Origin of the sequence: Shewanella dokdonensis, from assembly GCF_018394335.1 — a bacterium.
Classification (GTDB): Bacteria; Pseudomonadota; Gammaproteobacteria; order Enterobacterales; family Shewanellaceae; genus Shewanella; species Shewanella dokdonensis.
Genome location: NZ_CP074572.1, coordinates 3,646,184 through 3,666,022 on the forward strand (window position 1 = coordinate 3,646,184; position 19,839 = coordinate 3,666,022).

At 48.9% G+C, this 19,839-nt stretch carries 14 protein-coding genes and 6 pseudogenes; 11 read left to right on the forward strand and 9 right to left on the reverse strand.

Annotated features, from left to right (window positions below):
- Nucleotides 1-20: 20 nt before the first annotated feature.
- The 3 genes and pseudogenes from hisC to hisG all read right to left on the reverse strand — a co-directional run bounded on the left by hisC (nt 21) and on the right by hisG (nt 3,274).
- Nucleotides 21-1,073, reverse strand: a complete 1,053-nt coding sequence (hisC, locus tag KHX94_RS17505) for a histidinol-phosphate transaminase (RefSeq protein WP_213681583.1) — start codon at nt 1,071-1,073, stop codon at nt 21-23.
- Nucleotides 1,070-2,376, reverse strand: a pseudogene (gene hisD, locus KHX94_RS17510) (histidinol dehydrogenase). Before hisD ends, hisC begins: the two are co-directional and overlap by 4 nt.
- Nucleotides 2,377-2,381: 5 nt before the next feature.
- Nucleotides 2,382-3,274: pseudogene (hisG, locus tag KHX94_RS17515) on the reverse strand (ATP phosphoribosyltransferase).
- A gap of 430 nt (nt 3,275-3,704) precedes the next feature.
- On the opposite strand from hisG, the gene yoaA reads away from it, so the two are divergent.
- Nucleotides 3,705-5,633, forward strand: a complete 1,929-nt coding sequence (gene yoaA / locus KHX94_RS17520) for a DNA repair helicase YoaA (RefSeq protein WP_213683507.1) — start codon at nt 3,705-3,707, stop codon at nt 5,631-5,633.
- 142 nt (nt 5,634-5,775) lie between these two features.
- Here yoaA and hemB read toward each other — a convergent pair whose 3' ends face one another.
- Entirely contained in the window at nt 5,776-6,801 is a 1,026-nt protein-coding gene (gene hemB / locus KHX94_RS17525) for a porphobilinogen synthase (protein ID WP_213681584.1), read from the reverse strand.
- Between the two features lie 310 nt (nt 6,802-7,111).
- Between hemB and tsaB the strand changes: the two genes are divergently transcribed.
- From tsaB to rnd, 6 genes and pseudogenes are all read left to right on the forward strand, one after another.
- On the forward strand, nt 7,112-7,825 hold the full coding sequence (gene tsaB / locus KHX94_RS17530; RefSeq protein WP_213681585.1) for a tRNA (adenosine(37)-N6)-threonylcarbamoyltransferase complex dimerization subunit type 1 TsaB: 714 nt from the start codon (nt 7,112-7,114) through the stop codon (nt 7,823-7,825).
- A 36-nt stretch (nt 7,826-7,861) separates the two neighbouring features.
- Complete coding sequence (locus tag KHX94_RS17535) at nt 7,862-8,164, forward strand: hypothetical protein (RefSeq protein ID WP_213681586.1); 303 nt, start codon at nt 7,862-7,864, stop codon at nt 8,162-8,164.
- Complete coding sequence (locus KHX94_RS17540) at nt 8,151-8,858, forward strand: M50 family metallopeptidase (RefSeq protein ID WP_425314022.1); 708 nt, start codon at nt 8,151-8,153, stop codon at nt 8,856-8,858. Before KHX94_RS17535 ends, KHX94_RS17540 begins: the two co-directional genes overlap by 14 nt.
- A gap of 53 nt (nt 8,859-8,911) precedes the next feature.
- Nucleotides 8,912-9,831: pseudogene (locus tag KHX94_RS17545) on the forward strand (alpha/beta fold hydrolase).
- A 198-nt stretch (nt 9,832-10,029) separates the two neighbouring features.
- A pseudogene (gene fadD / locus KHX94_RS17550) lies at nt 10,030-11,701 on the forward strand (long-chain-fatty-acid--CoA ligase FadD).
- Between the two features lie 69 nt (nt 11,702-11,770).
- Nucleotides 11,771-12,880 (forward strand): ribonuclease D, encoded by a 1,110-nt coding sequence (rnd, locus tag KHX94_RS17555; RefSeq protein ID WP_213681587.1) that lies wholly within the window; start codon nt 11,771-11,773, stop codon nt 12,878-12,880.
- 61 nt (nt 12,881-12,941) lie between these two features.
- Here the strand turns inward: rnd and minE are convergent, their stop codons facing one another.
- The 3 genes and pseudogenes from minE to minC form a co-directional block, all read right to left on the reverse strand.
- The gene (gene minE / locus KHX94_RS17560) at nt 12,942-13,199 is read right to left on the reverse strand and encodes a cell division topological specificity factor MinE (protein ID WP_133040066.1); all 258 of its coding nucleotides are present in this window, start codon (nt 13,197-13,199) and stop codon (nt 12,942-12,944) included.
- A gap of 7 nt (nt 13,200-13,206) precedes the next feature.
- Nucleotides 13,207-14,012, reverse strand: a pseudogene (gene minD / locus KHX94_RS17565) (septum site-determining protein MinD).
- Nucleotides 14,013-14,038: 26 nt separating this feature from the next.
- Nucleotides 14,039-14,704 carry a septum site-determining protein MinC gene (gene minC / locus KHX94_RS17570; RefSeq protein WP_213681589.1) on the reverse strand — a complete coding sequence of 222 codons (666 nt, stop codon included), beginning with the start codon at nt 14,702-14,704 and terminating at the stop codon, nt 14,039-14,041.
- A gap of 121 nt (nt 14,705-14,825) precedes the next feature.
- Here minC and KHX94_RS17575 point away from each other — a divergent pair, with 121 nt between their 5' ends.
- From KHX94_RS17575 to KHX94_RS17585, 3 genes are read left to right on the forward strand one after another with little or no spacing between them, the layout of a single operon-like run.
- The gene (locus KHX94_RS17575; RefSeq protein ID WP_213681590.1) at nt 14,826-15,113 is read left to right on the forward strand and encodes a YcgL domain-containing protein; all 288 of its coding nucleotides are present in this window, start codon (nt 14,826-14,828) and stop codon (nt 15,111-15,113) included.
- A gap of 10 nt (nt 15,114-15,123) precedes the next feature.
- Entirely contained in the window at nt 15,124-16,098 is a 975-nt protein-coding gene (locus KHX94_RS17580) for a lytic murein transglycosylase (RefSeq protein WP_213681591.1), read from the forward strand.
- A 32-nt stretch (nt 16,099-16,130) separates the two neighbouring features.
- Nucleotides 16,131-16,571, forward strand: coding sequence for a YcgN family cysteine cluster protein (locus KHX94_RS17585; RefSeq protein ID WP_213681592.1), 441 nt, complete (start codon nt 16,131-16,133; stop codon nt 16,569-16,571).
- A gap of 33 nt (nt 16,572-16,604) precedes the next feature.
- Here KHX94_RS17585 and dsbB read toward each other — a convergent pair.
- Nucleotides 16,605-17,146: pseudogene (gene dsbB / locus KHX94_RS17590) on the reverse strand (disulfide bond formation protein DsbB).
- Between the two features lie 59 nt (nt 17,147-17,205).
- Nucleotides 17,206-18,798 (reverse strand): sodium/proton antiporter NhaB, encoded by a 1,593-nt coding sequence (gene nhaB, locus KHX94_RS17595; protein ID WP_213681593.1) that lies wholly within the window; start codon nt 18,796-18,798, stop codon nt 17,206-17,208.
- Between the two features lie 293 nt (nt 18,799-19,091).
- Here nhaB and fadR point away from each other — a divergent pair, with 293 nt between their 5' ends.
- Nucleotides 19,092-19,811 (forward strand): fatty acid metabolism transcriptional regulator FadR, encoded by a 720-nt coding sequence (gene fadR / locus KHX94_RS17600; protein WP_213681594.1) that lies wholly within the window; start codon nt 19,092-19,094, stop codon nt 19,809-19,811.
- The last annotated feature ends 28 nt before the right edge of the window (nt 19,812-19,839 follow it).

The window sequence follows — 19,839 nt, forward strand, 5'->3', positions numbered from 1 at the left end:
CCGGTATCTGTGTAGGGCGGTTAATTCAGAATGTTTTCCAGTGCGGCAATGATCTGCTCGGTCTCATGCTCATCGCTATAGCTAAAGCGAATGGCATCGGCTAAGCGCGGATCTTTATAAGCTCTGGCAACAATTCCAGCATCTTTAAGCCCTTGGGCTACCGTTTGGATGTCATCAAAATATGCTTGGACAAAGTTCGCGCCACTTGGCAGCACTCTGGCTCCCAGCTGTTCCAGACATTCTGCCAGCCGCTGCCCTTGCTGTCGCAGCCGTTTGACATCGGCACGCATCTGGGCGACGCCTTCAGCACTGAGGGCTTGCTCTGCCAGTAGCGACACAGGTAACGGAACCGGGTAGGGGGCAATGACGAGCATGATCATGGCGATGATATCGGCTGAGGCTAAGGTAAAGCCGCAACGCGCGCCGGCTAAGGCAAACGCCTTGGAAAGTGTTCGCAGGATCACCAGATTAGGGTATTTGTCGAGCAGGTTAATCACTGAGTATTCTGGACTGAATTCGATATAGGCCTCATCGACTACCACCAACTGTTCAGGCAATGTCTCTAGGACTTTTTCAATAACACCGGGGCTAAGTAAGGTGCCGGTAGGGTTATTGGGATTGCAGATATACACCAGCTTACAACCTTTCACTGCACTGAGATCGTCTGGCAATCCATAGTCGGATGTCAGCGACATCGAAACCACGCCAACATTAAAGGTGCGGGCACTAATACCATACATGCCGTAAGTGGGGCCAAAGAGGGCGATGCTGTCTTTACCTGGAATACAGAAAGTACGGATCAATAGCTCAATGGCTTCATCGGCACCGCGGCTGCACACTATACGTTGACTAGCAACGCCTACGTAACGGCTGTAAGCCGCAATGAGCGCTGGCGGTTGACATTCAGGATAGCGGTTCAACCGTGGCAAATCGGTATGATTAAAAGGACTTTCATTCGCGTTGATCCAGATATCCCCATGCCCACCAATACGACGGGCACTCTGGTATGGCTCAAGTGTCAAAAGTTCTGGACGCGCCAGCCGCTGTGCCAGATTCAACGTTGACTCACTCATTTGACTTCTCCAGCAGTATTAAGGGTGGCCAGACGCAAAGCCACGGCATTTTTGTGGGCATCCAGTTGTTCGGCGGCGGCGAGTGTCATGACGGTACTGCCCAGTCCTTGTAGTCCAGCTGCGGATAATTCCTGTACTGTGAAACGGCGGCAGAAGTCTGCTAACGAGAGACTAGAAACTGTGCGGCTGTAGCCATAGGTGGGTAATACGTGATTGGTACCACTGGCGTAATCACCCACAGATTCAGGTGTATAAGGGCCGACAAATACAGAACCCGCAGCGCGAATACTTTTAAGTAATTCACGTGGTTGCTGAGTTTGCAAGATTAAGTGTTCAGGGCCATAACGGTTCGATACCTGAGCTGCTTGCTGCATATCTTTTACAATCAAGGTTCTGCTGCAAAACAGTGCTTTGCGGGCGATTTCTGCCCGGGGCAAGGCGGCTAACTGGCGCTCAACTTCTTGTGCCACTGCGGTGGCTACCGATTCGCTATCCGTCACCAACATCACTTGTGAATCTGGGCCATGTTCCGCTTGTGATAGCAGATCTGCCGCAACAAATACTGGATTGGCCTTGGTATCGGCGATAACTAATACCTCAGACGGCCCCGCTGGCATATCAATGCTGACACAGGCTTGATTATCCCGGGAAACCTGGCTTTTGGCTTCAGTCACATAACGGTTGCCTGGGCCAAAAATCTTGTCTACTGGGGTAATCGATTCGGTGCCAAATGCCAGCGCTGCAATCGCCTGCGCGCCACCTACTTGATAAATTTCATTTACTCCACACGCGGTTGCGGCATAAACAATAGCATCATCGATTGGCGGAGGACTCACCAGTACGCGACGTTCACAACCGGCGATACTGGCGGGCAAGGCCAGCATCATCACGGTAGAGATCAAGGGGCGCTACCGCCGGGAATGTACAGCCCGACCGCTGCAATCGCTTCGCTGTGAAGTTCACAGCGGATCCCTGCCTGAGTATCCAGTGCAATAGTGGCGGGTTGCTGCGCTTCATGGAAACGACGAATATTGGCCATCGCCACCTGAATCGCCGCTTTCAGTTCATCACTGACCCGCGCTGATGCCGCATTGATTTGGGCATCGGATAAGCGGATATCTTGAATGGTTGCTTTATCAAAACGTAGGCTGTATTCGCGCAGCGCCGCATCACCACGTTGCCGCACGGTACTAATAATCTCGCTAACCTGCTGCTCCAGCGTATTGTCACCCACCAGTGGCGAGCGGCGCAGTGAAGCGGTTTGTGCTTCAGTATCAAGTTGATTCCAGTTGAGGGTTTGCATCACGATTACCCCATCATTTTTTCAATTGGCATCACCAGAATGGAACTGGCACCCAGAGAGGTCAACTGCTCCATGGTATCCCAGAACAGATCTTCACTGCTGACGGCATGAACCGCAACCCGGCTACTGTCATTTTTGAGTGGTAGTACAGTGGGGTTTTCCGCGCCTGGCAATAGGGCTACTACCTGTTCCAGCGCATCTACTGGGGCATGCAGTAGGATGTACTTGCTGCCACGCGCGCGGATCACGCCGTTAATGCGGCTCATCAGTGTATCAATGAGTTGCTGCTTTTCATCAGATTGAGGTTGTTGCGATTGAATAATACAGGCCATTGAGCGGTAGATAACTTCGGTTTCGTACAGACCGTTGGCTTCCAGCGTCGCGCCTGTGGATACCAGATCACAGATGCCGTCAGCCAGCCCTGCACGAGGCGCAACTTCCACAGAACCTTTTAACAGACAGCTGCGAAAATTTATGCCTTTATTCTGCATAAAACGGCGCAACAGGTTGGGGTAAGAGGTGGCGATACGCAGACCTTCAAGCGAGTAGGCATCTTGGTAAGCAAACTCTTTCGGGACTGCCAGTGATAAACGGCAACCGCCAAAGTCCAACTGTTTTAACTTCTGATATTCAGAAGGCATGCCTAGGCTTTGGCGCTCGATTTCTTCTTCTTCCAGCACATTTTCGCCAATGATCCCTGATCAACCACACCATCCATCACTAGCCCTGGAATATCATCGTCACGAACTCGCAACAGATCGATAGGCATGTTATCGGCATGGGCTATCAGTCGCTGTTCATTAACAGTGAACTTAACACCGCATTTTTTCAGTAGTTTTTGTGATTCTTCGGACAAACGTCCAGATTTTTGGATAGCAATTCTTAATCGGTTGGTCATGCTGGCAATTTCCTGATTGTTGATTCAAAAGTTTTAACGCTTAAAACAAAACACCCCGGAATTCCTTCCGGGGTGTTAAGTCGTTTGAATCAACCGCCAGAAGGATTATACCTCCGGCAGTCAGCTCCGAAGGCTACCGCTCGTGATGATGATGGTGGATAGCAAACTGACGCTGACTCATTAATTCATTCCTAAATTCGTTTGATTTGATGGGTAAATTTATCTACCACATCGGTGTGGGGTTTAAGCTAACCCCTTTGTTTAGTATTTGCAACATTTAATTTGCAAATTTTAAGTGTGCATCGTCATGCATTTTAAACAACCCCAACCCATTAATGTACATCCTTAATGTTGCGCCGCTTGCTGTGTTCGAGGAATTCAGGATAATGCCAGTTATTAACAAGCAGTCCCAAGTGCGCGGAGTGTTAGCATCAGCCGTTTAGTAAAAGAAGTTAATCTGGCATTTTCTCAGGCGGGCGTGCTGGCGCAGGGGATTTCTGGCTATAAACCTAGGCCACAACAATTGCAGATGGCGGTGGCAGTGGCTGAAACCCTTGAACAGCCGGCCGCGAAACTGGTGCTGGAAGCTGGAACCGGGGTAGGCAAAACCTTTGGTTACCTGATCCCTGCGTTGTTATCGGGCAAGCAGGTGATTGTTTCCACCGGCAGTAAGAATCTGCAGGAACAACTGTTCTATAAAGATATTCCGGCACTTCTCACCATGCTGGATATTGCGCCTAAGGTGGCCTTGCTTAAAGGACGCAATAATTATCTGTGCCAGTTACGTTTGCAACAGCAGCTAGACAGTGCGCAAAGTCTGGATAGCCAAACCTTAGATGATCTGCTGCGAATACAGCAATGGGCTGCCGCCAGCAGTGACGGTGATTTAGGGATGATTGCGACCGTTTCTGAACAATCACTCGCGCTAGGGCTGGTGGCCTCAACCCGTGAAAGCTGTATTGGTAAACGCTGCCCATTTTTTGAACACTGCTTTACCCGCAAAGCCCGTTTAAAAACGCTGGATGCCAAGATTATTGTCATTAATCACCATCTATTTTTTGCCGATTGGGTGTTGAAAGACACAGGTTTTGCCGAGTTATTACCCCAAGCTGACATGCTGGTGTTTGATGAAGCACATCAATTACCGGATATTGCCGTGAGCTATTTCGGCCAGCAATTGTCGTTGACGGCAATGGATCGCTTGTTGGCACGCATTGAAGAGGTTTATCTCAATGAATTGCGCGATACGGCGCAACTTGGCGAGTTGGCCCGGCGCTGCATGAGCCGTTTAGCCGACTGGGCGCAGGCGTGTCTGCAAAGCGGACAAAGTGACTGGCGGTTATTGTTAGCAGACAAAGTATTAGCCGGACGCAGTTGGCAGTTACTCGAGGAATTTCAGGCGTTACAACGGCTGTTGCTGGCACATGTTGGCCGCAGTGAACTGCTGGATGACTGTTTTGAGAAATGGCTGGAATATCTGGCAAAATTGCAGCAGTTTCTGGAGTGTGACAACCCCAGTGCCGCCTATTCATTAGAATTAACCGGGCGTTTGCCTATGCTGCGTATGGCGCCCATTGATGTTACCCGTGAATGCCAGCAGTTATTCAATGCGGATTGTCGTTGGGTGTTCACCTCGGCAACCTTGCAGGTGAACCGCGAGTTGCGACATTTCGCTGTGGGTCTGGGGTTGACGGGGTGCCGTGAAATGATCCTCGACAGTCCGTTTGACTATCAGCAACAGGCACTATTCTGTGTGCCAAGGCAACTGGCGGATGTGCGCAGTGACTCTGATTATCAGTTACAGCGGTTGGTCAGTATCTGTTTACAAGCGGTCAATGCGGCCAAAGGCCGGACATTTATTTTGTTTACCAGCCATCGGATGTTGGAGCGCGTGGCGTTAGCGTTACGAGGCCGTTGTAGCTATCCACTGTTAGTGCAGGGCAGTGCTGGCAAACAGAGCCTGCTGAAAAAATTTCGGCAATTGGGTAACGCGGTATTGCTGGGCACCGGCAGTTTCTGGGAAGGGGTGGATGTTCGTGGGCATCTGTTGTCTTGTGTGATCATTGATAAACTGCCGTTTGTGTCGCCAGATGATAATCTTTATCGTGCCCGTGCGGCTGAATTACATCGGCGCGGTGGCGATCCTTTTAATGATATCTCTTTGCCTCAGGCGGTGATTGCCTTAAAGCAGGGTTTTGGCCGGTTGATCCGTGATGAACACGACCGAGGAGTGCTGATCCTGTGCGATAACCGTATTGTTAATCGCCCATATGGCAGTGCCTTTTTGAATTCTTTGCCACCTATGGCGAGAACCCGTAGCCTTGACCAGGCGATAAAATTTCTGCAACAGATAAAATAGTTATCGAGCAGGATGATATTTAAAACTTTTGGATTTGAAGACAGTGCTGGCGAGGGATGTTAGCAACGTATTTCCAGACGGGATAAAACAACGAAAAAGAGGAGACTACTGCCTCCTCTTTGGATCATTGAGCGCTTAAGGCTTAAGCGTTTTTGTCAGCTGCCAGCCATTCAGCAAATTGTTTAGTGTAGTAGCTCACAATCAGGCTAGCCCCCGCACGTTTGAAGCCAATAAAGCTTTCAGTCACCACGGCGCGTTCATCCAGCGCCCCAGCCAGTGCGGCAAACTTGATACTGGCATATTCGCCACCCACATGATAAGCCGCCAACGGCAGATCAGTGCGGTCACGCAGACGCGCTAATACGTCCAGATAAGGTGTGCCCGGTTTTACCATCAGGATATCGGCACCTTCTTCTTCGTCCAACAGCGCTTCCACCATGGCTTGGCGGCCATCAGCGCAATCTAGTTGATAACCTTTACGGTTACCTTTCAGTTCGCTGGCCACCGCTTCCCGGAATGGGCCATAAAATGCGGAAGCGAATTTAGCTGAGTGGGCGAGGATAGACACGTTTTCATAACCCGCGGCATCTAAACCATCACGCATAGCGCGGATCTGGCCATCCATCATGGCAGAGGGCGCCAGCATGTCGGCCCCAGCTTTAGCGGCGCAGATCGCCTGTTTTACCAGATTTTCCACAGTGGCATCGTTACATACATGCACATCATCATGGATGTGTTCAATCACGCCACAATGACCATGATCTGTGTATTCACAGAAACAAATATCTGGGATGACGATCATTTCCGGCGCGGTTTGCTTAATGGTGCGCACCATGCGCGCCAGCAAACCTTCATCGTTCCAGGTATCGCTGCCGATAGCATCTTTGTGATGGGAGATCCCAAAAGGCATCACATACTTAACGCCAAGTTTTTGCAGCTCTTTGATTTCCTGCGCCAACATGGACTCTGGAAAACGGCTGATGCCTGGCAGAGTGCGGATTTCAACCGGGGCAGTAATGCCTTCTTCAATAAAAATCGGGTGGATCAGATCGTCCAGCGAGATAAAGTTTTCCCGGACCATAGCACGCATAGCTTCTGAAGTACGCAAACGGCGCAGACGACGCAGCGGCGCTTTAAAGGTATGAGTGTGATTACATTGATCAGACATGAAAATTCCTTTGTTAGCTGATGAGGCTTGTCACTAAGGCAAACAATTTTATCCAAAGTTCGCCAATCGCCCCGGAAAATTAGCCAGAGCATAACTGCTAGGCAGATAAGGATACTTTGAAACATATCACGAAACATCTCGTGATGGCTGTGGCAGGTCAATGTATATGCGTGAAATGTGAACTACGCAGCCAAGGCTTCAGGCCGAGAGGGCATTATACGACCGATAAGCTTGGATTATCAGGGATTGGTGGTATGATCGCCGCCGTTAAAAATCGGCCAGTGGTGATTTACTGGCAACTGAGGTCTAGATGAAATCAAATCAAATGCTACCACCAGTCATTCTGGCGCTGGATACCTGCACTGAACTCTGCTCGGCCGCTTTGCAATGGCCTGATGGTCGTCAGTCAGTTGCCGAAGATGCACCAAGAGAACATAGCCAGCGATTGCTGCCGATGATCGATGGTTTATTGTCTCAAGCCGGATTGACGATGGCAGATGTGGGACTCATTGCTTACGGCCGTGGTCCTGGCAGTTTTACCGGCATTCGTATCTGTACCTCAATGACACAGGGGCTGGCATTAGCGAGAGATATTCCCGTGGTTGGCATATCCACCTTGGCGGCGCTGGCGCAGAAGGTGATGGATAACTCATCTGCACGTTATGTTATCAGTGCCATAGATGCCCGTATGAACGAGATTTACTGGGGATGTTTTGAAGCGGTTGACGGCTTAGCCGTGCTGGTGGGTGAAGAACAGGTGAGTGCGCCGCAAGCGTTGGTGTCTCCTTTTACAGGTGCTGAGACGGTTGTAGCTTGTGGTAGCGGCTTTGAAACCTATCCAGATCTTATTCTTAACATCGATAACTTGACCTTATCGGAAAGCGTGAAATATCCTGATGCAGATGCCATGCTTACCCTTGCTGTCAGCGAATGGCAGCAAGGACATGCGACCGCGGTTGATCAACTCACCCCTGTGTATCTACGAGATACGGTCGCTTGGAAGAAATTGCCCGGTAGGGCTTAACGGGTAGCATTAACGCAATAAACTGGCGGTGCAGCCATGAGTATTCAGACAGTATCACTGAACAATACCCCCAACCTGTCACAGGCTGTTGCCAGCAATCGCCCGTTGGCGCAGCCGCGCGAAAAAATCGTCAATGAGATTGCGACAACAGCAACGGCGATAGAGACCCCTTCAGTTGATATTGACCATGATTTGCTGGATGCCAAATATCAGGCAAAAGTGGAGTACGAACAGGATACCTCCACCAGTTCCAATGCTATTTCTACTTATCTATTAACCCAGCACGCCGAACAACGCGATAATATTTCGCAGATGGTTGGCGTTGATGTTTATGCTTGATGTGCAATCCGCTCCTCGCTCCCAACAGCTTATTCCAGGGAAAGCCCAGTTTTTTGTTGAGCTGTTATTAGCCTTGCTGTTATCCCGTCTGCCATATGTATCGCTACCGTTTCATTGGCTTGAAAGCTATTTCCATGAATTATCTCATGCTATCGCGGCTGTTGCCTCCGGCGGTATCGTCAGCCACATACAACTGTTCCCTGATGGTTCCGGTCTGTGTTTTAGCCAGGGCGGTTGGCCAGTGTTGATCGGTTTCAGCGGCTATACCGGCGCGGCACTTTGGGGCGCTTTGCTATTTTTGATGTCCTGTTTACGACAAGGGATTCGCCAAAGCTACCTAGCATTGGGGGCGGTGGTTTTGTTAACGCTGCTATTATGGAGCCGGGATGTGCTAAGTATGGCAATCATGCTGAGTCTGGCGGTGTTGTTTTTACTGCCGTTGAAGCTTACCTACAGTACGTTATTACGGGGAAGTCTGCGTTTGGTCGCCATGATAGTGATGCTCAATGCGTTGGCAAGCCCAGCCGTGTTGTTAGGACTTGGGCAGCGTGGTGATGCGGCACTATTAGCCAAGATAACGCTAATTCCCGCAGTCATCTGGGTCATGCTGTGGTTTGCCGTTGGTCTGGGCGCTTTATACTTGTGCTGGCGCGTTGTTGCCAAGCATTCAGCCCAAGCTAAAAGTGTTGATTAAGCACCCTACGGGGCGGGAAATGATAAAAATTTGAAGGATAGCCTGACAAACTCATGGAACTATGGCAATCTTCCGGCCCCGTAAACGGGGAGATCGATCTTGGTGAACAAAGGGTTGCCGTAAGGTGTTGGGGCGATGCCAGTAAGCCGTTGCTGATTGCATTGCACGGCTGGTTAGATAACGCTAACAGCTTTGAACCGCTCGCCAACTGTTTGCAAGCGGACTATCGGATCTTAGCAATTGACTGGCCTGGGCACGGTTTGTCGCCTTGGCGTCAGGGACATTATCCGCTTCACTGGGCTGATTATCTTTACGATCTACACCGTTTACTGAATGTTGTCGGTAACGAGCGGCCAGTTTTTCTGATGGGGCACTCGCTAGGGGAGTTGTAGCCAGCGCCTACACGGCGGCCTATCCCGAACGGATTGCCGCACTGGTACTGATTGAAGCACTGACCCCTTTATTTGAAGATATCCATCACCAGCAAGCGCGCTTGCGAAAGAGTTTCCAGCAAACGCTGGAAAAGTTACAGCAGGCACGACATTACACTGAGCTGGAAAAAGCGGTTGATTCACGGTATCGACTTACAGGCCTTGCACCTCAGTGGTGCCGCCTGATATTACAACGGAATTTGGCACAAGATGCGGTGGGCAGCTATTGGCGGACAGATCCGCGACTAAGAACCGATTCACCACAGCGCCTGAGTTTGGCACAAGTCGAACAGTTGATGCGGGGAATTGCGGTGCCATCGCTGCTACTCACGGGGACTGAAGGCTATGCTTCATTGTCGCTGACAGGCTCAGAGAAATACACATCGCTAGCTGAATTATTGCATCAGGCCGCCTCTTGGTTTAGGTCTTTGACCAAAGTGCAATTGACCGGAAATCATCATTTGCATATGGGAAATGCAGCGGAAGTTGCCTTAATCATCAAGGACTTCCTTGCCCAGTCGAAATGCGTAAGTAGGGGCTAGGCAAAGCTACAATTTTATGTGATGATGATCAAAATTCAAACGGTCGTATGATTTTTTGCTGATCGTTATTTATAGCATCAGAGCCACCTCTGGCACCGGTTGCTAATTATAAGAACTCAACTCAGTTCAGTGTTTGTCTGTAGCGCGCAGTTAACATCGCTGTGTCGTAACACTGAAGCCGGATTTTAGGAGAGATTTGTGGATCAACCCTGGATTAATAGCTTGCCAGCTGATGTCCCTGCTGAGATAGATGCAGCACAGTTCACTTCCATCCTAGAGATGTTTGAAACCGCCGTGGACAGGTTTGCTGAACAAGCGGCTTTTATTAACATGGGCGCGAGTCTTAGCTTTAGTAAGCTAGAGGAACGCAGTCGCGCCTTTGCTTCCTATTTGCAGCATGATCTCGGATTAAAAAAGGCGATAAAGTAGCCATCATGATGCCTAATCTGTTGCAGTATCCCATCGCTATTTTTGGGGTGTTGCGTGCTGGATTGGTGGTCGTCAATGTCAATCCACTGTACACACCACGCGAACTAAAGCATCAGTTGGTAGACAGTGAAGCTAAGGCTATTGTGGTGGTGTCAAATTTTGCCAATACCTTAGAGCAGGTAGTGGCGCAGACTCCCATAAAACATGTGATTATCAGTGGCATTGGTGATCTCCTCGGCGTTCCTAAACGCACCTTGGTCAACTTTGTCGTCAAGTACATCAAACATATGGTGCCTAAATATTCCTTACCTGGGGCTATCTCCATGCGCAAGGCGTTGCGGGCGGGGAAAGGACATCAGTATGTTAGGCCGCAGATGGACAGCAAAGATATCGCTTTCTTGCAATACACTGGCGGAACTACCGGCGTTTCCAAAGGCGCTATGCTCAGCCATGGTAATGTTGTGGCAAATGTATTACAGGCTAATGGCGCTTATTCGCCGCTGCTGACCGATGGGGTCGAAAGTGTGGTTACCGCTTTGCCGCTGTACCACATTTTTGCGCTTACCGTGAATCTGTTCCTGTTCATGCACAAGGGCGCTAAAAATTTACTGATCACCAATCCGCGGGATATTCCGGGATTTATTGCTGAATTGCGTAAGTTTCCCTTCACTGCGTTGACGGGGGTGAATACGCTGTTTAATGCATTGTTGAATAACCCAGAGTTTGCTGAACTGGATTTTTCGCGGCTGAAATTGAGTGTCGGCGGTGGCATGGCCGTACAACGTGCGGTTGCTGAAAAATGGCAAAAACTGACGAAAACCAAACTGCTGGAAGGGTATGGCCTGACAGAAGCTTCGCCAGTTGTAGCTGGCACGCCATACAATATTGAAGGATATAACGGTTCTATCGGCTTGCCTATGCCTTCAACCTTAATTGAAGTGCGCGATAGTGACGGCCGTCCAGTCGCTCAGGGGCAGGCAGGAGAACTGTTTGCTAAAGGGCCACAGGTGATGTCAGGTTATTGGAATCGCCCAGAAGAAACCGCCAAAGTTATCGATCAGAATGGCTGGCTGGCAACGGGCGATATTGGCTATATGGACGAAAAGGGTTTTTCTATCTGGTGGATCGCAAGAAAGATATGATCCTCGTGTCTGGATTTAATGTTTTCCCCAATGAAGTGGAAGAAGTGGTAGCACTGCATCCTGATGTCATTGAGGTTGCCGCCGTGGGTGTCCCACATCCGGTCAGTGGTGAGCAGGTGAAAGTATTTGTGGTAGCAAGAGACAAATCTTTAACCAAAGAAGCGCTTATTCAGCATTGTCGCCAGCATTTAACGGGCTATAAGGTGCCAAAACTGATAGAATTTCGCGACGAATTGCCGAAGACCAATGTGGGAAAAATCCTGCGCAGGGAACTCAGGGACGAAGCGAAAAGCGCCTGAGAACACCAAAAAGCCGGCTACTAGCCGGTTTTTTATTGCCCTTTGCCGGCCATTTCACAGGAGTAAGTTTTGCAAGATTATCTGTACGTTGACAGCAGCGCCACATTAGCACCGGTGCTGCAGCAGTATCAGCAGAGTGAGCTGCTGGTACTAGATACTGAGTTCGTTCGCACTCGCACCTATTACGCACGTTTGGGCTTGATCCAAGCCTATGATGGCAAGACGTTAGCGTTAATCGATCCGGTCGCTATCGATGACTTGTCAGGGTTCTGGTCACTATTAACGGCACCGCATATCACCAAGTTGCTGCATTCTTGCAGTGAAGACTTGGAAGTGTTTGCCCATGATGGTGGCATCCAGCCTGCGCCGCTCCTGGACAGCCAAATAGCCGCTGGGCTGGCGGGGCAAGGACATGGTCTGGGATATGCCAAGTTAGTGCAGCAATATTTAGGCGTAGAACTGGATAAAGGCGAGTCGAGAACCGATTGGATCCGACGGCCTTTGACCCAGTCACAGTTGACTTATGCCGCCAATGATGTGCTTTATCTTTACCGACTCTTTCCTGAACTGAAACAAACGCTGCAACAGCAAGGGCGCTATCAGTGGGCGATGGAAGAAAGTGCCAGAATGACCGAAGGGCGGTTATTGCCCCCAGAGCGAGAACTGGCTTATCTGAAAGTTAAAAATGCCTTTCAGTTGTCGACGATGGAACTGGCCGTGCTGCGCGGATTAGCGGCTTGGCGGCTGGATAAAGCCATTAAAAAAGATTTAGCGTTAGGTTTTGTGATGAAAGATCATGCGCTGATTGCTTTAGCTAAAAAACAACCGCGTACCGTGAATGATGTGCTGCGTCTAAAAGATCTGACCGATCAGGAAAAGCGTTTTTATGCCAAAGACGTGGTTAACATCATTACCAATACCGATTATGCCCGTTTGCCCGAGCCGATAGATGTACTGGCGCTCAAACCAGCATATAAAGCAGCGTTTAAGCTACTAAAGGGCTGTTTGGAACAGATTGCCACATCAGCACAAGTGCCAGTAGAAATGTTAGCTTCTAAACGCCATATCAACGAGTATCTGGGGTGGTATTGGGATAATCGCCAAGGACAACTTCCCTTGCTGCTGCAAGGTTGGCGTGGCGAACTGGCCGCAGAAAAACTGCAAGCACTGAGTTTGTAGCCTCTCTCGCTGATAAAACTAAGGCGCCACATCCGGCGCCTTAGTCATGTTTAATAAGATATCAATGATCAGGCAGGGTAACGTTAAGTTCCAGCACTGACAGGTTATCGTCATTTTGATCCAACTGCACCGACACTTGTTCTTCGGAAATCGGTACATATTTACGGATAACCTGAATGATTTCCTGTTTCATCAACGGCAGATAATCGGGGGTATCCCGTTGTGAGCGCTGATGGGCGACAATAATCTGCAGTCGTTCTTTGGCGGTGGCTGCAGTACTGCTTTTCTTGCTGCTTCTGAAATAGTCAAGTAAAGACATAATTTAGCTACCCAAATATACGTTTGAGGAATCCTTTTTCTCTTCACTGGTGAAGCGTAAAGGAATATCTTCGCCAAGTAGGCGACTCACAGTATCAGTATAGGCCTGACCAGCGTCGCTCTCCTGATCAATAATAACCGGCACCCCAGAGTTAGAGGCTTTCAGCACCGCCTGTGATTCAGGGATCACTCCCAGAAGATCGATGGCTAGAATTTCTTGCACATCCTCAACACTGAGCATTTCACCGGTTTTCACCCGCGCGGGTGAATAACGGGTCAACAATAGATACTCTTTGATCGGTTCTAAATTTTCTTCGGCGCGGCGGCTGCGGCTCTGTAGCATGCCGAGGATACGATCAGAATCGCGTACTGAACTCACCTCTGGGTTGGTGGTGACAACGGCGGTATCGGCAAAGTACAACGCCATCATCGCACCAGTTTCAATCCCGGCAGGCGAATCACACACGATAAATTCAAAGTCTTTTGCTAAATCTTCCAGCACCTTCCCAACACCTTCTTTGGTCAGTGCATCTTTATCGCGGGTTTGCGATGCTGGCAAAATGAATAACTTGTCACAACGCTTATCTTTGATCAGCGCCTGATTGAGATTGGCTTCACCATTGATGACGTTGACAAAGTCATAAACAACCCGGCGTTCACAGCCCATGACTAAGTCCAGATTCCGCAGACCGATATCGAAATCGATCACCACCGTTTTATGGCCTTTGAGTGCCAGGCCGGTTGCAATCGCAGCACTGGAGGTGGTTTTACCCACGCCTCCTTTCCCCGAAGTGACCACAATAATTTGTGCCATGTGTTGTTATATCCTTTGTAGCTGCCTCAGTCGGGCAGCGTTTCGACAATTAATGATTCACCATTCAACCTGATACAGCCACTGTTTTTGGCGCCATGTTGTTGCAGATTTTCTGCCAACCAATATTGCCCAGCGATTGACACCAGTTCAGCATCCAGCGTTTTGGCAATGATAACGGCATGGGTATCACCATTTGCCCCCGCCATAGCTTTGCCGCGTAAGGCGCCATATATATGGATGCTACCATCGGCAATCACTTCAGCGCCATTGCTGACGGCACCAAAGATCACTAAGTCACCATCTTTAGCATAAATTTGCTGACCAGAGCGGATATTCTGCTTAAGAATTTTACAAATCCGTGGTGCTGGAGGCGGCAGTGGGTTTTGTTTGCCCATCTTCAGGTGCGCAATCCCGAGCGATTCAGCCTGTTGCTGTTGTTGCGGATCGGCACCAGCCACTCCAACCAGCACCAACTGCCGTTCGGCCATCGCTTGTTGCAGTTTCTCAAGCTCAATGGTTTCACCATTAATTTCGCTCAAGTTCAACACTAAGGGAGCATGGATAAAAAACTGCGGCGCTTGCGCCAGTTTTTTATCTAATTCCTGAAGCAACAGTGGAAGAACAGTGGTATTAACATGCAGAACAGATAACGTGAAGGAGGAACCTTTCAGTTCCAAAGCTGGTTTTTGCATCCTGACGGAATTCTCCGGCGCCTGAGCATGAAGCTCACTAACATACAACGTATAATGGGCAACCATGTTATAGTGTGGCTATTTTACTGGCAAGTTCTAACCTGGGGAAATTGGTGTTCTTATGATCTGTGCTGTATATAAAAGCAGTCGCAAAGCTGATACCTATTTATTTATCAGACAGAAAGATAAATTTGACGATGTACCAAGTGCATTATTGGAGGTGTTTGGGCCGCCACAGTTGGTGATGTTGTTGCCAATTGAGAAGCGGCAGCATCTGGGCTTGGCCGATATTACCAAGGTTAAGGCTGAACTGACACAAAACGGCTATTATCTACAATTACCACCTCCACAAGTCAATCTGCTGAAAGAACTGTTAGCACAACAGCAAAATGGCGCCGCAACCGATTAAAGGGAGCAACATGGGACGCTTTGGGTATATTGGTGGTTGTTTGATGATAAGTCTGTGCATCACAGCTTATGCTAATGACACAGCAGATTTCCCGGCGTTTTTGAAAAAACTGCAACAGCAGAGCAAGGATGCCGGGATTGACGATGCGACGATTAATGCGCAATTTCCCCACCTCAAACTGTTTCGCCGCGCGGCAGCACCGACCACCGAAAAAGTACGATCGTTGGAAAGTTATTTGCCCGCCGAAGCAACGGAACAACGTGCAGTGGCGGCCAAATCGCTATATCTCGCGCATAAAAAAGAGTTTGATGTACTAGCGCTCAAATATCAGGTACAACCGCGTTTTGTGTTGGCTTTCTGGGGCATCAGCTCTGATTATGGTGAACGCGAGTCATTATATTCGGTACTGTCAGTAATGGCATCGCGGGCATTTGAATCGCAACAACCTGCAGTTGAGACAAAGGAGGTTATTGCAGCACTCAAGCTAATTGCACAGCATCGAAATACCGCAGCAGAATTGCTGAGTGATAGTAACGGGCTCCTGGGACAAGCACGGTTATCTGTGTCGGTCTACCGTGCTTGTGGAACAGACGGCGATAACGATGGCAAAGCCGATGTTTGGGGCAACCCTATCGATGTGTTTGCCACGATTGCGCACTGTTTGCAGTCACAGGGATGGGACAGTAGTCAGACATGGGGGCGGCAGGTTCGTGCGCCAGCAACACTCAAGTCAACGGTCATTGGCGAACAATACCTGGCGAATTTTGCACATTGGCAAGCGGTGGGCGTCAGGCGTTATGACGGTGCGGCGTTACCTCAGCGCAAAGATATGCAGATGTCTTTGATAATGCCAGATGGTATCAATGGGCGGCAATATCTGATTTATGATAATTACCGCGCATTAAAACAGTTTCAGCACGACGATTATAAGGTGTTGGCGGTCGTGCATTTATCAGAAAAGATAAAAGCACTACAGATAGATTAAGTTAAACGTTCACTAGGTAGGTAAACCCGTAGATGTCGTTCTGGTTGTCAAAAACACTCAATGAGATGACACAAGATGAGTGGGAACAGCTGTGTGATGGCTGTGGTAAGTGTTGTCTCAATAAACTTATCGATGATGAAACCGATAAGCTGTACTACACCAATGTTGCCTGTAAGCTGCTCTCTGATAAAGATTGCAGTTGCAGCCATTATTCCCAGCGCTTTGAGATTGTCCCCCAATGTACGGCGGTTACACCACAGAACATTGCCAGTTTGGATTGGCTACCAGACAGCTGTGCTTATCGGCGTTTATCTCTTGGTCGCCCTTTACCGAGTTGGCATCCGCTGCTTACTGGAAGTAAGAAACAGATGCATAAAAAGGGGATGTCTGTGAAGGGCAAAACCGTGAATGAAACCCGCGTCCGTGACCTTGAAGACTACATAGTGATCTGGCCGTTGCAGGACGCGGATTAACCCGAGTGGGAGCCTTATGCCCCCATTTGAGCTTTATTTAGCGCTGCGCAGAATTGGCCAGATATAAAGCGCCAACGCAAACAGATAAGTCGCAAATATCACTATCATCCATTGTGCCATGGTGACGCTAAGAAACGTCCAAGGAATATCGGAACACATCCCGGTTGGCATAAATACCGACGGCAACCAATCATGCAGTTGAAACCACTTGGGAAAATCCGGTGTAAACGAGCATGTCGCAAAGGGCGAGGGTTTTGTTGCAACTCGTTAAGGCCGATTGCCAGTTTCAACCCCCAGGCGGCGCTGATGCCCCAGATGACGGCAGCGGCTACACGCAGCGGTCTGAATGCTGGTGCAATCAAACCAACAATCCCGGCGGCAGCTAATCCGAGTACCGCCACTCGTTGATAAATACACATCACACAGGGATCCAACTTCATCCCATATTGGAAAAACAGTGCCGACAGTTCTAAGGCTACTGCGCTCAACAATAATACCAGCCAGCTTATGCGGGAATGGGCAAATTTTTGTAATGAAATCAAGATCCATGCTCCAAAGAAAAAGCGCCCAGACATCTCGGGCGCTTTTTAGACTTTACTGAAGCGGCTTGGTTCAGTCAAAAATTTCTAAAAAATTAATGACCACTGGCTTCTACTGCACCTTTAAGGGCATCTTGTAGACTGTGATGCAGGATCAGATGGGAATCATAGAAATACTGGGTTGCTTGCTCTAGAAACCCCGTCTCAATTGACAAAATCCCAACAACAGATAACACGATAGTGTAAGGCAGTGCCATCCATACCATGCGACCATAAGACAAGCGGATTAACGGCGCTAGTGCGGATGTCAACAGGAACAGGAATGCTGCCTGACCATTAGGTGTTGCCACTGACGGCAGGTTGGTTCCGGTGTTAATGGCAACCGCCAGCAGGTCAAATTGATCCCGCGTGATTTGCCCGTCAATCAGCGCCGCTTTTACTTCATTGATGTAGACGGTGCCAACAAACACGTTGTCACTGACCATAGATAACAAACCATTGGCAATATAGAAAATGACGAGCTGGACATTACCTTCGTAGCTCAGCGCCCAATGGATAACGGGGGCAAATAGATGCTGGTCGATGATGACACCTACCACTGAGAAAAACACCGCTAACAGCGCAGTAAATGGCAGTGCCTCTTTGAAAGCGTTACCAAGGGCATGTTCGTCAGTGACGCCATTGAACGCCGTTGTAAAAATGATCACCGACAAACCGATCAGACCAACCGATGCCAGATGGAATGCCAACCCAACAATCAGCCAGATACCAACCAGTGCCTGAATGACTAACTTAACATTGTCCTTGGTGGTCCGACTGTCATCTTCATGGGTCGCAAAGTCCACCAGAATACGATGCACCGCATCTGGTAATTGGGCCCCATAGCCGAAGATATGAAATTTTTCGACGACAACACAGGTCAAAATCCCCATCAGTAACACAGGAACGGTTACCGGAGACATACGCAGCGCAAACTCAGCAAATTGCCAGTTTGCTTGGGCCGCAATGATCAGGTTTTGTGGCTCACCCACCATGGTGCAGACACCACCTAATGCGGTACCAACCCCCGCGTGCATCAGCAGATTACGCAAGAAACCGCGAAAATTCTCCAATTCTTCAGCATTGAGCTGACCATCGCTGTCATCCGTGTGGTCGTGGTCATCGCTGAAATCTTTGCCGGATGCGACCTTGTGGTAAATCGAGTAAAAACCTACCGCTACGGCAATGATCACCGCGATAACGGTCAGTGCATCCAAAAACGCCGACAGAAACGCTGATGACAAGCAAAACAGCAAGGACACCGCCATCTTAGAACGGACTTTGGTGATCATCTTGGTGAACACATACAGCAGCAGTTGCTTCATAAAGTAAATGCCGGCCACCATAAAGATCAACAGCAGCAGCACTTCCATATTGGCTTCTAACTCATGTAACACCTGACTCGGACTGGTCATACCGATAATCACGGCTTCAATTGCCAACAAACCGCCGGGTTGTAACGGATAGCATTTTAATGCCATTGCCAATGTAAAGATAAATTCGGCCACTAACAGCCAACCAGCGAGGAAGGGATGAATACTGAACAGAATCGGATTGATAATCAAAAAACACAGAATTGCAAGCTTGTACCACTTGGGTGAGTTCCCCAAGAAGTTGCCCATGAAAGCCTGACTTAATGGCATTGGCATGGTTTCCCTCTCTCAAGTTGTTATAAGACGTTATAAAATAGTTGTTAGCCGTGTTAATGGCTCAGTCTAGCCCAAACTCTTGAGTATTGTCATGACCAGCCTGAAAACAGTCTTAAAATTCAACATCCAATAGTAAAAATGAGAGATCGGCAGTTGAATTTGTTTATAAACACCAGTATCGCCTGTCATCTGCCGACTATGGCAGCCGTAGACTATTGTATGAAGGTTTCCATTTTTTTGGCTCTGGTATGATCAGTGGCCAAAATTACTGTCACCACTGGAAAATTGGGCTGATGATCATTAATGCCAAAGGGCCTGCAAGCTTTGCAGAAAAATATATAGTTCGCTCGATTTGGGAAAATAAATTCCCGCCAGGTTCGATTCTTCCTGCGGAACGTGAATTATCAGAGCTTATTGGTGTGACTCGCACTACCTTGCGTGAAGTTTTGCAGCGATTGGCGCGCGATGGCTGGCTGACTATCCAGCACGGTAAACCGACTAAAGTGAATAATTTCTGGGAAACTTCTGGACTGAATATTCTGGAAACGATTGCAGATTTGAATCCCTCAGGCTTCCCTGTTTTGGTTGATCAACTGCTGTCAGCCAGAACCAATATCAGCACTATCTATTTTCGTGGCGCATTGCGAAACAACCCTAAGGTGGCGATTGATACACTCGCCAAAGCCCATGATTTGACTGACGATGCTGATGCGTATACCGATTTTGATTACAAGTTGCATCATTCTCTGGCCTTTTCTTCCGGTAACCCTTTGTATGTGCTGATCTTGAACGGCTTTAAAGGGCTTTACGGTAAAGTGGGGCGTTACTATTTCGGTAATGCAGAAGCTCGTAAGTTAGCGTTGGATTTTTACCTCAATCTGGAACGCTTAGCGCGGGCAGGTCAGTTTGCTGAGGTGCCGGAATTGATGCGAGGCTATGGCAAAGACAGTGGCATCATGTGGCAAAAAATGCGTGATGGCATGCCGTTGGAGATGGCTCAGGATAACCTGTAATTTCTGTGCACACTTGCGGGTACAAAAG

What these genes read in the sequence shown, in the direction of transcription:
- KHX94_RS17585 (WP_213681592.1), top strand. Translation starts at nt 16,131, where the DNA reads ATGTCGTTCTGGTTGTCAAAAACACTCAATGAGATGACACAAGATGAG.
- hemB (WP_213681584.1), bottom strand. Translation starts at nt 6,801, where the DNA reads ATGTCTGATCAATGTAATCACACTCATACCTTTAAAGCGCCGCTGCGT.
- fadR (WP_213681594.1), top strand. Translation starts at nt 19,092, where the DNA reads ATGATCATTAATGCCAAAGGGCCTGCAAGCTTTGCAGAAAAATATATA.
- minE (WP_133040066.1), bottom strand. Translation starts at nt 13,199, where the DNA reads ATGTCTTTACTTGACTATTTCAGAAGCAGCAAGAAAAGCAGTACTGCA.
- minC (WP_213681589.1), bottom strand. Translation starts at nt 14,704, where the DNA reads ATGCAAAAACCAGCTTTGGAACTGAAAGGTTCCTCCTTCACGTTATCT.
- KHX94_RS17540 (WP_425314022.1), top strand. Translation starts at nt 8,151, where the DNA reads ATGTTTATGCTTGATGTGCAATCCGCTCCTCGCTCCCAACAGCTTATT.
- nhaB (WP_213681593.1), bottom strand. Translation starts at nt 18,798, where the DNA reads ATGCCAATGCCATTAAGTCAGGCTTTCATGGGCAACTTCTTGGGGAAC.
- KHX94_RS17535 (WP_213681586.1), top strand. Translation starts at nt 7,862, where the DNA reads ATGAGTATTCAGACAGTATCACTGAACAATACCCCCAACCTGTCACAG.
- KHX94_RS17580 (WP_213681591.1), top strand. Translation starts at nt 15,124, where the DNA reads ATGGGACGCTTTGGGTATATTGGTGGTTGTTTGATGATAAGTCTGTGC.
- KHX94_RS17575 (WP_213681590.1), top strand. Translation starts at nt 14,826, where the DNA reads ATGATCTGTGCTGTATATAAAAGCAGTCGCAAAGCTGATACCTATTTA.
- hisC (WP_213681583.1), bottom strand. Translation starts at nt 1,073, where the DNA reads ATGAGTGAGTCAACGTTGAATCTGGCACAGCGGCTGGCGCGTCCAGAA.
- tsaB (WP_213681585.1), top strand. Translation starts at nt 7,112, where the DNA reads ATGAAATCAAATCAAATGCTACCACCAGTCATTCTGGCGCTGGATACC.